Below are 13,927 nucleotides of genomic sequence, written 5' to 3'. Positions count from 1 at the left end.
GTGATGGGGAGCAAAGTGTGAGCACGCACGGATTCGTGCGCCGCCTGCGGGTGGTCCCGCCGCGGATGCCTGGTGGCGAAGTCAATCTGGCTCCGCCGCCTGAGGTTCCGCGCAACATCCCCACCAACCTGTTCATCAAGCTGATGCCGTTCGTCATGATTGTCGCGGTCGTCGGCATGATCGCGCTGATGATCACCGTCGGGGGCCGTGATATGGCCAGAAACCCGATGTTCCTGCTTTTCCCGATGATGATGATCATGTCGATGGCCGGCATGTTCATGGGCGGTGGGCGTACCGGCAAAGCCGCTGCCGAACTCAACGAGGAACGCAAGGACTACTTCAGCTATCTGGCGAATCTGCGCGAAGAGGCGGACACCACCGGCGAGGAACAGCGCACCGCCCTGGAATGGAGCCATCCCGATCCACGGGCGCTGGCTGACGTGGTGGGCACCCGGCGGATGTGGGAACGTCGGCCGACCGACGCCGACTACTGCCATGTGCGCGTCGGTATCGGAACCCACCGCTTGGCGACGCGGCTGATGGCCCCCGAGACCGGTCCGCCCGAAGACCTCGAACCGGTTTCAACTGTGGCCCTGCGCCGGTTCGTCAAGACGCATTCAGTGGTGCACGCCCTGCCCACCGCAGTGTCGCTTCGCGCCTTCCCGACCATCACATTCGAGGGCGAGCGCAAACTGGCGCAGCAGCTGGTGCGCTCGATGGTATTGGAACTGTGCACATTTCACGGCCCCGACCATGTTCAGGTCGCAGTCGTGACCGCAAACCCCGACGGTGAGAACTGGAGCTGGGTCAAGTGGTTGCCGCACGCCCAGCACGCCGTGACCCGCGATGGCATGGGGTCGATGCGGCTGTTGTTCCCGACGCTGGAGCTCTTGGAAACCGCACTGGCGGCCGAGCTGGCCGAACGAGGCCGCTTCAACCGCAATGCTCAGCCGACCGAGGGGCTGAAACAACTCGTGGTGGTCCTCGACGACGGATTCGTCACCGGAGACGAGCGGCTGATCACAGACGCCGGGATGGACAGTGTGACGGTGCTCGACCTCAACGGTCGCCGAGACGGTGCGGCCGCCAGGCGGAGCCTGCAGTTGGTGGTCGAACGTGAAGATGTGGCGGCGCGCACCGCGGTAGGCGTCGAGCGGTTCGCCACCCCCGACGCCATCACGATCGCAGAGGCCGAGACCACCGCACGGCGCATCGGCCGGTTCAGACCCGCCAACGCAGCACATATCGTCAGCCTGGAATCCGATTCGAAAGCCATGGACCCGGGTCTGATGGCGTTGTTGAAGATTCCCGATGCCGCCGAAATCGTCCCCGAAGAGGTCTGGCGGCCACGGTCACCGCGCGAGCGTCTGCGGGTTCCAATCGGCATCACGCCGAACGGTCAGCCGATCGAACTCGACATCAAGGAGTCGGCCGAGGCCGGTATGGGACCGCACGGGTTATGTATCGGCGCAACGGGTTCGGGGAAATCGGAGTTCCTGCGCACCCTGGTGTTGTCGATGATCACCTCCCATTCGCCCGAAGCACTCAACCTGGTGCTCGTCGACTTCAAGGGTGGTGCGACGTTCCTCGGACTCGACGGCATCGCGCACATCGCGGCGATCATCACCAACCTCGAGGACGAACTGACCCTGGTCGACCGGATGCGCGACGCGTTGGCCGGCGAGATCAACCGTCGCCAAGAACTGCTGCGATCTGCGGGCAACTTCGTCAACGTCACCGAATACGAACGCGCCCGGGCGAACGGTGCCGATCTGGAACCGTTGCCAGCCCTGTTCATCGTGGTCGACGAATTCTCCGAGTTGCTGTCGCAGAAGCCCGATTTCGCGGAACTGTTTGTGATGATCGGCCGGCTCGGCCGATCGCTGCACATCCACCTGCTGCTGGCCTCCCAGCGGCTCGAAGAGGGCAAGCTACGGGGCTTGGATTCGCACCTTTCCTACCGAATAGGCCTGAAGACATTCTCGGCAGGTGAGTCTCGCAGCGTGCTCGGAGTTCCCGACGCCTACCATCTGCCCAGCGTTCCGGGTTCCGCTTTCCTGAAATGCGATGCGTCAGAACCGATTCGGTTCAACACCAGCTACGTCTCCGGTGAGTATGTCAAGCCCCGGGTGTCGGCGCGGACAGGGCGCGTCTCTCAGCTTGGAGCGTTGGCGCCCAAATTGTTCACCGCCACGCCGGTGAAGAAAGACCTGGCGCCCGCCCCAGTTGTCGGCACCATGGTCGACGACCGCGAGCCGTCGTCGGCGCAAGCGCCGTCGAAGCCCACCAAGATCACATTGCTCGATCTGGTGGTGAGCCGTCTTCGGGGCCATGGGCGGCCCGCGCACGAGGTGTGGCTGCCGCCGCTGGACGAGAGTCCCGCCGTCAACGAGTTGCTGCCGGAAACCGATTGGACTGCACCGCAGAACGTCAACGGAGAGCTGTTGATGCCGTTGGGCGTGGTTGACAGGCCTTACGACCAGCGCCGCGATCTGCTGATGGTCGACCTCTCCGGAGCGAAGGGCAATGTGGCCGTGGTAGGCGGACCACAGTCGGGCAAGTCGACGACGCTTCGATCGCTGATCTTGGCCGCCGCCGCCACTCACACCCCTGAGCAGTTGCAGTTCTACTGCCTGGATTTCGGTGGCGGCACCCTGGCCAGCCTGATGAAGTTGCCGCATGTCGGCGGAGTCGCCGGCCGGATGGATGCCGACGCCATTCGGCGCACGGTCGCCGAAGTGGCGGGCGTGCTGCGCGCCCGCGAGCAACTGTTCCGCGACCTCGGCATCGAATCCATGCGCGATTTCCGTCAACGCAAGGCCCATTTGGCTACGCTGCCGCCGGGCGAAGCCGCACAAGATCCCTTGAGCCAGGACAACTTCGGTGACGTCGTACTGGTGATTGACGGGTGGGCCTCAATCAAGAGCGACTTCGACTCCCTTGAACCGGTGCTGCAGTCGCTGGCGCTACAGGGCCTGTCGTACGGGGTGCACTTGGCCATCTCCGCGTCCCGGTGGATGGAGATCCGTCCGGCTGTCAAGGACATGCTCGGCACACGCATCGAACTGCGGCTGGGCGACCCGATCGACAGCGAAATGGGACGCAAGTCCGCCGAACTCGTTCCGATCGGCCGGCCGGGCCGGGGCATCAACTCGGAGCGCCTGCACATCCTCACGGCGCTGCCGCGGCTGGACTCCAGCTCCAGTGTGGAAGACCTGCCGGCCGGTGTGGCGTCCGCCGTCGAGGCGGTGCGTGCCCACTACGACGGCAGGGAAGCGCAGCGCGTTCGCATGCTGCCGCACAACATCGACCGCGACGCCGTGGTGCGCGCGGCGCGAGTAGCCGGACGGCTCAGCAAGTCGCGCATCGTAATCGGGATCAACGAAGAGGAATTGGCCCCCGTCGTCGTTGATTTCGACGCCCAACCGCACCTGGTGGCGTTCGCCGACACTGAATGCGGGAAGAGCGGACTGCTGCGCAACATCGCCGCCGGCGTCATGGAGAATGCCACGCCGGTCGAAGCCAAGATCATCCTCGTCGACTTCCGCCGGTCCTTGCTGGGCGCCGTCCCCGACGAATACCTCGGCGGCTACGCCACCGCCCCCCAGTCGTGTGCCGAACTGATGACGGCACTGGCCGGTGCTCTGAAGGACCGCCTACCACCCAGCGACATCACTCAGCAGCAGCTCAAGGACCGGTCCTGGTGGTCGGGGCCCGACCTGTTCGTGATGATCGACGACTACGACCTCATCCCCGGCGGCTCGCTCAACCATCCGCTTGGCCCGTTGGTGGAATATCTTGCCCAGGCCCGTGACATCGGTCTGCGGATCATCGTCACCAGGCGCAGCGGAGGTGCGGGTCGGGCGATGATGGACCCGATCGTCGGTCGTCTGAAAGACCTGTCTTGCAACGGTTTGGTGATGAGTGGCAGCAGGGAGGAAGGCGGACTGTTCGGTGGGTACAAGGCCACCGCGATGCCGCCCGGGCGCGGCATGCTGATCTCACGCACCATGAAGAGCGGTGTCATCCAGTTGTCCAGGATGCCCGACCTGTGACCGGGATAGACGAGCTCCGCGACGTGGCTGTGGTGTCCGCCGCGCCCGACGCCGTCCGGGTGTCGGTGTTCGGGAAGCGCACCCAACTCGATGTCGCGCTGCCCGCCGACTTGCCGGTGGCCGCGTTCCTGCCGGAGCTGGCGCGGATGGTCGGTTCGCGCGACGTCCGCCGCGACGAGGACGTGACCGCCCGCGACGAGCGGCGAACATTCTGGGTGCTCAGCCGTGTCGACGACGACGCTGCCTTGGCGCCCGACCAGACGCTGCGGGCTGCTGGCGTGAAGAACGGAGAACTGCTTCGCCTGTCGCAGCAGCGCGCGTTGTCACCACCGACGCTCTACGACGATGTCGTCGATGCCGCCGCCCGACTCAATCGGGCGTCTTATGCGGCGTGGAACGCGACCGCCGCATCATTGATGGCCTTCGCCGGGCTATGGCTGGGCGCGGCGGTGTGGGTGTATTTCCTTATGGCCGACGCATTCTCGGCGCACCGCGATGTGGTCGTCGGCGGCGCGGTGTTGACGACGATCACATTGGTCGGCGGTGCCGCGCTTGCACACCGCACCCTGGGTTTGTCCGGCGTCGCGGCCGCGGTGGGGTGGCCTGCGATCGTGACCAGCGCGGCCCTCGGGTGGGTGGTGGCGGCAGGGTACGGCGAATACGGTCTGGCCGCGGCATGCGCGGTGTTATTGGCGCTCACCGCGGTCTATTACCGGGTAATTGGCACGGGTCATTCGGCCTACATGGCGGCCTCGGTTGTGTTCACGTTCGGTGGCCTTGCGGTGCTGGGGCGCGCGACGGGTGGACGCGTCGAGGTGCTGGCCACGCTGGCGGCGACCATTGCCGTGCTGGGTTGTGTTGCCGTGCCAGTGCTGACCGCGAGGCTGGGACGGTTCCCGGCGCCGACCGTCGAGCACGGGGCGCGTAAGGACCGTCCGTTCGACAATCCGACCGATGACACCGACTCTGGGGCCACGATGCCAAGCGCCGAGGAGGTCTGGGCCCGTGTACGTTCGGCGGCGCTGACTCGGGCGGGCCTACTGGCGGGGCTAGCGGCAGTCGTGGTCGTGGGCGCCGCCGTGCTCATGAGCGTCGGTGTCGGCTGGCCGCCCTTGGCTTTTGCGGTGGTCTGCGCGGCGGTGCTGGCGCTGCGCAGCCGTCGAGCCGACAGTGTGCCAGAACGCGCAGCCTTGGCCGTCCCTGCGACCGCGCTGGTCTTGATCGCTTGCGTGCAGGCGCAGTCTGACGCCGGGCCGGTGCGCCTGGGCGGCATCGGTGTGCTGGTGGCGCTGGCCATGTTTGCCACGCTGGCCGGACTGGTCGTCGCGGCCGGTCGACGGCCGCGGTGGGTGCCGACCGCGGTGGCGTACCTGGAATATGCGACGGTCGCGGCGCTGATCCCGCTGTCGTTGTGGCCGCTCGGGTTGTACGACCGTCTTGGCTTGTGATGAAAGGTATTCGGCGCTACCCGGCACTAGTGGCAACGGTCCTCGTCGCCGGCCTTGGGGTGTCGCCGCCGGCCGGCGCGATCACAGCACCCGTCGTGGAACCCGGACCTCCGCCGAGTGGGCCGGTCGCCCCTCCGACCCCGACCGAGTTGAAGGCGATCTGCGGCGTGCCGACCGGGACGCTGCCCGCCACCGACTTCGCGAAGCAGACGAGCGCGGAGGCGATGCTCGAGTACCGCTCGGCGTGGCGGTTCACGCGCGGCGCTGGGCAGAAGGTGGCGGTTATCGACACCGGGGTGAACCGACATCCGCGGCTGCGCGCGTTGGAGCCTGGCGGCGATTACGTGTCGAACACCGATGGGCTGCAGGACTGCGACGCGCACGGCACCTTGGTCGCGGGGATCATCGCGGCGGCGCCGTCCCCGGATGACAGCTTCGCCGGGGTTGCTCCCGACGCGGCGATCCTGTCGATTCGGCAGAACAGCGGGGTCTACGGCCCCGCCGGGTTCGGCGCCAAGCCGACCGACGACCCCAATGCGATTTCGCCCGGCTACGGCAACACCCAAACTCTGGCGTTCGCGATCACGCGGGCAGTCGACCTCGGCGCCACGGTGATCAACTTGTCGGAGGTCGCGTGTGCACCCGTGGGTGGCGGGCTGGATGACGCAGCGCTGGGGCGGGCGGTGCGGTACGCGTTCGAACGAAACGTCGTGGTGGTCGCGGCTGCCGGCAACTTCAACTCGCAAGGCATGTGCAACGCCCAGAACGTGATGGCCGACCCCAATCAACCACTCGAAAGCGGCTGGGACACCGTGGGAACCATCGCCAGCCCAGCGTGGTTCGACGACTACGTGCTGACAGTTGGGGCGGTCACCACGTCAGCGGCCCCTGCTGAATTCAGCCTGCACGGGCCGTGGGTCTCCGCGGCTGCCCCGGGTGAGCGGATCACCTCGCTGGACGCCAATGGCCCGGGCCTGATCAATGCTCAGCTTGGCCAGGACGGCATGGTGCCACTGAACGGAACGAGCTTCGCGGCGCCCTTTGTGTCGGGCGTGGTGGCGTTGATCAAATCGCGCTTCCCCGAGTTGAGCGCCGGGCAGGTGATGGACCTCGTCAAGCGGACCGCGCGCACACCCGGCGGCGGACCAAACCTGGCCACCGGGTACGGAGTCGTGGATCCGGTTGCTGCGCTAACACACCAGCTAGCGCCGGCCGATGGCAAACCTCAATACGGCGCTGGAACGCCGATAAGCGGTCCACCGCAACCGGATCCGGGTAACGTGCGGGCCCGCGCCATCGTCCTCGGCGTCACCGGGGCCAGTGTGGCGCTGATGGCGGCCGCCGTGGCGCTCGCGGTGGCCCGGCGACGCGTCCGCTGAACGCTACGTACGATCGAGACACGACACTCCGAGCGCTTGATCCTGAGGAGAACGATGCCGCACGAGGAGCAATCGAGCGGCGACCTCGACGAGGTCGAGGCGCGGGCCGCGGCTCTGCAGGAGCGAATTGCCGCGAGGCGCGCTGAGCAGATCGACCCCGCGCAGGCACCGGCGGACAACGGCGCGGCACGCGACCACGCCGACTCGCCGGAACCCTTGCCGGGCAATGAGGCCGGGGAACCGGCCAAGCGATCACGTCGCCTGTCTCCGCCGCCGTGGCAACTGCACAGCGCGATCGGGTCGAGAGAGTTCGCTGAGCGGTTCGAGGCCGGAGGGCAGGAGCGATGGGCCGACCGCTTGCGAGGGGACGACCCAGGAATTGGCCCCGACGATTCTCCGCCCCCCACGCCCCGCGCGGATCCGCCCGATCAGGACCTCCGACCGCGCGCCGACGAACGTGAACCGGTGGAACCGGGAGCACCCGATGTCGATTGGCAGCAGGGGCCACCTCCACCGCCGCCACCTCCGCCCGGGTGGATGCCGCCCCCGCCCGGCTGGGTCCCGCCGCCACCGCCGGGCTGGATGATGCCGCCACCCGGCTGGATGCCGCCGCCGGGGCAGGAGCACAGCGCGCAGGCGCCCCCGAACCTGCCCCCGCCGCAAGGTTTTCGCGTGCCGCCTTCACTCGACGACGCCGAGATCGTCCACCGCACCCGCACCGCACCGCAGTCGGGATGGCGCCGCACCGTGCATCGCGCCAGCGGCGGACGCATCAACCCCGGTGAATCCCGCAAGGAACGCGAGAAGGAGGACCTGCTCGCCCGGATCCGCCAGCCTATTGTCGGCGACTTCCGCATCGCCGTGCTGTCGATTAAGGGCGGCGTCGGGAAGACCACCACCACGCTGGGGCTCGGATCGGCGCTGGCGATCATGCGCAATGACCGCGTCATCGCCGTGGACGCCAACCCCGACCGTGGCACGCTCGCCGAGCGAGTCCGCGACGTGTCGACCCCGTCAACCGTGCGTGACCTGCTGTCGGACCCCAACATCAAGCGGTACGCCGACGTGCGCAGCCACACGCGAATGGCGAGCAGCCGTCTGGAGGTGTTGGCCAGCGAGCAGGAACCTGCGGTGTCGGAGGTCTTCGGCGAGGGGGACTACAGGCGCACCGTCGACATTCTGCGGCACTACTACAACATCATCCTGACCGACTGCGGCACGGGCATCATGCATTCCGCGATGGCCGGCGTCCTTGACCTGGCGCACACGATCGTCCTGGTCAGTTCGCCTGCGATCGATGCCGCCCGTAGTGCGTCGGCGACATTGGACTGGTTGATGCAGCACGGCCATTCCGCGCTGGTGCGCGAGGCACACGTCGTGCTCAGCGCGTCGCGCCCGGGATCGGCGGCGCTGAAGCTGGACAAGGTCTATGAACATTTCGAGGCGCGTTGCCGCTCTGTTCATTTGATCCCGTTCGACCCGCATCTCGCCGAAGGTGCAGACATCGACTTCGGTTTGCTGAAACCGGAGACGTTCCAGGCCTACGTGGAAGTGGCAGGTGCGGTGGCGGAGAAATTCCCCCGGTTGCGCGGGGGGCGCCACCGGCAGTAAGGGACGCGACGGTTCGCTGGCGTTGACGTCAATAAGATTGCCGATGCGTTTGCAGGCAAACATCACCGCGGCACTGGTAGCCATCGAGTGTGCGGTGTTCACTCGAAATGCTTGTGGCCCAATAAAATCAACGGACTGAACGTCAAGTGAATTTACGTTGACCTGCGGCAAGAACCCGTGCGAAGGTTAGGCAGTTGGACGTGCAAGAAATCAGCTGTGCCCCTCTCGGAGCCTAGGCGGTGGCGTTGACTGTGGAAGCGAAGTCGATCGCTGAGCCGGTGATCCTGCAGATATCGGCCGCTAGGGCAGGGAGTCTGCTGGCTGATCCGGGTACTTCGAATCTGGTTGCGTCGCAACGACAAAAACCGTCGCCGCCTGACGCGGCTGTTGTGAGTGAGGTGGTTTGAGCAACGAAGCGCTGCGTCATCAAATGACCGAGGTGTTGGCCCTAGTTCAGGAACAGATGGCCGACATCGCGGCGGTGCAGAGGAGACAAGCGGAGCTCACGGCGAGTGCCGCGACGGCCGACGGCTTGGTCGAGGTGACCGTCAATGCTCACGGGCATGTGATCAAGACCGTCATCGACGAGGCCTACCTCGACGAATTCGAATTCGAGGAACTCTCCGACCACATCACTGAGGCGGCGCAGACGGCTGTTCGAACGGCCGCCACGCGGGTGGCCGAGATGATGGCTTCGATCACCGAGCGTCGCCAGGCGCTTCCCGCGTTTTCCGAGATCGTCGACGGTGCACCCGATCTGCGGGATCTGGTGCCACCTGCACTCGAATCTCTCGTCGTGGCCGCACCGAGCGCGGATCCCGACGACAACGATGGCACGGACGAATCCGCATTCCCCACCGTGAGGAGATGAACCGATGTCCGAACCGCTTGGAGTGACGCCACCCGAACTGCGTTCGACCTCCCAGCACCTCAACGACGTCAGCACCAGGATGAAGGCTGTGCTGTCGTCTCTGCGGGCGAACCTCAGCGGCGAGGGCGCGGCCTGGGGCGATGACCAGATCGGCGACCAGTTCGCCAACGGTGACTCCGGATACCTGGCTCAACAGGGCTGGGTCGACGGCTCGGTCGAAGCCAAGACCGGCCTCCTGGACTACTACGCGGACGGCCTGAAGACGGCGGCGGACTCGTTCGAGCAACAGGACCAGGCCTAGTTCCGCACCCGCCGTGTGGCTACTCGCCACACGGATTCCGCTATGGACATAGAGATTCCTCCGTCGCTCCAGTGGGTGTCCTACCTGGCTGGAGGAAAGTGGCCGCAGGGCAGCGAAACCGGCATGGTTCGCATCCAGGAGTATTTGCAGGCGGCGGCCGAGGAACTCGACGACCTGATACCGGAACTGAATAGCGTTCGCAGAGAAACACTCTCGGTGTTGATGGGCGAGACCGCTCAGGCCGCCAACGAGCAGTTCGCTATGTTGTTCGGCGGCGACTATGCGGTGGACAAGCTTTCCGACGGCATCAGAGCGCTTGGCGAATCGTCCGGCTACACCGGCAGCGAGATCGAGTACTCCAAGTTGTCGATCCTGGTCGGCCTGGCCCTCGCGGCGGCCGAGATCACCTACGCCTTGGCCATGGCCGGCCCGACATGGGGCGCATCGACTGCGGCGATCCCGGCCATCGAATGGGCGACCGCCACCTCGATCCGCCATTTGATCTCAATGCTGCTCGGGCGCTTGGCCGCCAAGGTGCGCGACATGCTGGCCAGGACGACAGTGAAACGGTTGCTCTACGAAGGTTTCCAAGAGGCCGGCCAAGAGCTGGCCATCGCGGGAACTCAAGAGGGGATCGTCTACGGCATCCAAGGTGACCGCTATAACGTCAACGGCGAGCGGTTACTTCTGAACGGGATCGCTTCTACGGTCGGTGGTGGTGCCGGGGGAGTAAGTGCAGTCCCGACTGCGAATTTCTTAGGTCCCGCGGCGAGCCGAGGAGGGGCAGCGGTCAAGGGGGCGACGACGTTCTTCACCGCCGGCGTCATGGGAAATATCGCCGGGACCGCGTCCGTCGGCGGCGAGTTCGATCCGTTCATGATCATGGTCAGCTCGACCACAAGCAGTGTCGGCGGTCTGGGCGGGGCTGGTGTGGCGCCCGCGCGCGGAGGCAACACATCCAACGGCGAGCCGCCCGGCACACAACCGCCCGACACGGGATCGCCACCGGACGGGGATCTGCCGCCGGCCGGGCCCCGGGACGACGATTCCGGAACGGCAGAGGCCGACCGTGACACTTCGTCCGTCACCGACAGCAATGACAACGGCCAGGCCGACACTAACCGTCAGGCGGACGCTAGCGGCCAAGCGGATAACAACGGCCAAGCGGATAACAACGGCCAGGCGGCGAATGTCAGCGATGCGGACCCTGTGGCTGATTCACCCGCCGCCCAGTCCGCACCGGACACCGCGCAAACCGTGAAAGATGATGCAGCACAAGGTGATCCGTCGGTGGATACGGCGGACCCAACCACGAACCATGAGCCAGAAACCGACGGCGCCAATCCCGCGGAACCACCGTCAACGCACGCTGCCGACGAGGGCGAACTGGCCACACAATCGCCGGATGGTGCGACCCTTGACGGCGCCCACAGTGACAGCGACGTGCCGGACCCGGACCCGACTCCAGGCAGTCCCGTTACGGACGACACGCCCCCCTTATCCCAGAACGGTGACATCGCTACCGACGGACGTCCCGATGCCGACCCGCTGTCCGTCACGCATCCCGACCCCGACTCCACGATGTCGACGATCGCGGGCCCCGCGCCGGTCACTGATTTGGACAACGCCCCTCCAATAGATTCCAGCGAGGCCGCCGACAACGTGGGTACGCCCGCGATGTATGCGCAGGCCTCTCCGCCGACTACAGCGTCCGCGCCGCCCGAAGCATCGACGTCCGCTGCACGACCATCGTCCCACGCGGCGCCGCCCCGACAGTCACCTTCGCGGGACGGCGATCAGCCCGCGAAGGCGGTGGATCAGCCTGCGCGCCAAGCCGATCAGCCCGTGCCCGACGAGGCCGTCACACCGTCCCCGACCGCCTCTGCGTCCGTCGCCCAGCCGGCGGTAACTCCGGCCGCCGGAGTGTCGAACACCGCCGCGCCCGCCGACTCCAGCACGGAGCAGACCGGCACGGACCAAGATGACGCCGATCGTGCTGGCACCGACGATGACGGATCAAACCAAGCGAGCAACGGCGCCCCAGCACCGGCCGCCGGCCGGCCCGCGCGGTCGCGCAATGACTGCGTCGACCGGGTCGCGGAGGCGTTGTCCGCGAGGTACGGCAGGCCGATTCGACTCGCGGAACTACCGTCGCCGCAAGGGACGCCCGCGAGTGCGCTGTTCCAAGCCGTCGGGTCTGGTGCCGAATTTGGAACGTATTCTCAGGTTGCCGACGTGCTGGGCCAAATGGAGTCCGGTTCGTCGGCGATAGTCACATCGGCGTGGACGGGCGGTCCAAACCAAGGCGGGCATGCCTACCTCGCGGTCAACGAGGACGGCCGACTCTACCTCGAAGACCCTTACACCGGCGAGCGGACGCCATGGCCCCCCGGGTGGGGCCAAGACGCGGTATTGCGTTCGGCCGTAGGGTATCTCGATGCCAGCGGCGACGCCGTGCAGCCGCTGGCGCAGACCCGCCAACTGGTCGCGGCCGCCGCGATCGGTGAAGTCCAGGGCCACCCGACCCAGGACGATGGGTCTACAGGCGGCAACCACGCTCCGGGAGAGCGTTGGCGTGACGTGGTTCCGCAGAACCTGGTGGCGGATTCAGCGCTGGCGCAGCGGGTGCCGCCGGTGCAGTCTGCCGAACAGTTGCGCAACCCGCTGGGATTGATGGAGGCCGCCAGCGCGCGGGCGCGGGACAACGCCAATTGGTGGGCCGGGTTGACCGGTGCCGAGCAGCGCGCGCTGATCGATACCTATCCGCATCACATCGGCAATGCCGAGGGCATCCCGGCCACGGCCCGCCACGAAGCCAATACCCGCGCACTGGATCAGGACCGCAGAGAGCTACAGGCTCGGCGTGAGCGCGGCGAACGGCTCACTCGGCTCCAACGCAAACAGCTGGCTCGCCTCGACCGGATCCACGAGCAGCTCGCCACGGCAAGAGATAAGGCGAGTGAGGCCAACGTGGGCGGTCCGCTGCTGCTGGCATTTGATCCTTTGTCATTTGGCGGTGACGGACGCGCGGTGGTCAGCTTCGGTGCAGACCCGTACAAGGCGGAGTCGGTGTCCTGGCACGTGCCCGGACTGAAGATGAACATCGACCAGCTTGGTCCCTGCATGGGCGATGCGCTCAACCACTTGCAGTCCACCCTTCAGGAGAACCCAGGTCTGCAGGCGACGTCGATCGCCTGGATCGGCTACGACACCCCCAGTGGCTTGGTGCGCGCAGCCGGTCACACGATGGCGCGCGAGGGCGCTGCGATCCTCTACAGCGACATCAGAGCGTTCAACGCCGCCCGCGATACGTGGGCCGGTGATGGCAGCCACTTCACCGGCAACCACATCTTCGCGCATTCGTATGGGTCGACGACCGCCGGCTACGCCGGACGCGACGGGCGACTGGCCAACGACATCCGCACTGTCACTCTGATCGGCTCGCCCGGCGCCGGGCCGGTGCAGCGCGCCAGCGAATTCGGTTCCAACGTCGACGTTTATGTCGCATCGTCGTCGCGGGATCCGGTCGCCGGGTTGGGGACCCGTATATTCGGCTCGGCCGGCAGGATCCTCGGGATCAACCTGGGCATAGATCCCGCGATGGATTCCTTTGGCGCCCAACGTGTCACTGCGGAGTTCTCCGCTGATATGGACCGCCGACGAAACTGGGGCACGCACCTGGCGTACTACAAGTTCGTGGACAGGACGGCCGACCCGCCGGTGCGTACCGAGTCGCTGGCCAATTTCGGCAGAATCGCCGCCGGGCACCCAGACCGGCTTGACCTCGAGCCGCGCCGCACCATCGAGGACCGCCACGTACGTCTGCCTAGACCGCAGGTGCGTACCGTCGAACCCGCAGCAGGGCGAACCCTGCGCCTCGAAGGCGACACTGCACAATCGGGGGACCGCCAGACGCGACGGCTCTGGAATCCGCGATGGCGCGCTCAGCCCACAGCGGTCGAGCCCAGCCACATCGATGACGGTCCACTTTCACCAGATGAGTCGCCCCCACCCACACCGGACGAGGTCGCTACACCGGCTCACCTCGATCCCGATGTCGCCCGGGAGATGGCCAATCAGGCGTTGGCGGAGAGGGGGATTCAGGCTGACGACTTGATGAGTCCGGCCGATCATCGGGTGCCGGCTTATCAGGCTGTGGCGCGCGCGGAGGCCAATGGTCAGTGGTGGAAGGGGTTGTCTGAGGCTCAGCAGCAGGCGTTGATTCAGGCCTATCCGCATCAGGTCGGCAATGCTGAGGGTAT

The 13,927-nt window shown here is 66.4% G+C and carries 6 protein-coding genes and 1 pseudogene; all 7 read left to right on the top strand.

What is annotated here, in order from left to right:
- Positions 1 to 17 precede the first annotated feature (17 nt).
- Positions 18 to 4,055, top strand: a complete 4,038-nt coding sequence (gene eccCa / locus VFH65_RS17660; protein WP_353323187.1) for a type VII secretion protein EccCa — start codon at positions 18 to 20, stop codon at positions 4,053 to 4,055.
- Complete coding sequence (gene eccD / locus VFH65_RS17655; protein WP_353323185.1) at positions 4,052 to 5,503, top strand: type VII secretion integral membrane protein EccD; 1,452 nt, start codon at positions 4,052 to 4,054, stop codon at positions 5,501 to 5,503. Before eccCa ends, eccD begins: the two co-directional genes overlap by 4 nt.
- Entirely contained in the window at positions 5,503 to 6,882 is a 1,380-nt protein-coding gene (mycP, locus tag VFH65_RS17650) for a type VII secretion-associated serine protease mycosin (RefSeq protein ID WP_353323216.1), read from the top strand. The genes eccD and mycP overlap by 1 nt, the downstream gene beginning before the upstream one ends.
- Before the next feature lie 267 nt (positions 6,883 to 7,149).
- A pseudogene (locus VFH65_RS17645) lies at positions 7,150 to 8,493 on the top strand (MinD/ParA family ATP-binding protein); the annotation flags it as partial.
- A gap of 430 nt (positions 8,494 to 8,923) precedes the next feature.
- On the top strand, positions 8,924 to 9,364 hold the full coding sequence (locus tag VFH65_RS17640; RefSeq protein ID WP_353323183.1) for a YbaB/EbfC family nucleoid-associated protein: 441 nt from the start codon (positions 8,924 to 8,926) through the stop codon (positions 9,362 to 9,364).
- A gap of 4 nt (positions 9,365 to 9,368) precedes the next feature.
- Positions 9,369 to 9,665, top strand: a complete 297-nt coding sequence (locus tag VFH65_RS17635) for a WXG100 family type VII secretion target (protein ID WP_353323181.1) — start codon at positions 9,369 to 9,371, stop codon at positions 9,663 to 9,665.
- A gap of 42 nt (positions 9,666 to 9,707) precedes the next feature.
- Positions 9,708 to 13,927 (top strand): toxin glutamine deamidase domain-containing protein (locus VFH65_RS17630; RefSeq protein WP_353323179.1); only part of this gene is annotated, 4,220 nt, incomplete at its 3' end.

Origin of the sequence: Mycobacterium sp. (genome assembly GCF_035697385.1) — a bacterium.
GTDB lineage: Bacteria > Actinomycetota > Actinomycetes > Mycobacteriales > Mycobacteriaceae > Mycobacterium.
This window is presented reverse-complemented; position numbering and strand designations above follow the sequence as displayed.

Coding starts and splice junctions, on each gene's coding strand:
- VFH65_RS17635 (WP_353323181.1), top strand. CDS start 9,369: ATGTCCGAACCGCTTGGAGTGACGCCACCCGAACTGCGTTCGACCTCC.
- mycP (WP_353323216.1), top strand. CDS start 5,503: ATGAAAGGTATTCGGCGCTACCCGGCACTAGTGGCAACGGTCCTCGTC.
- VFH65_RS17640 (WP_353323183.1), top strand. CDS start 8,924: ATGACCGAGGTGTTGGCCCTAGTTCAGGAACAGATGGCCGACATCGCG.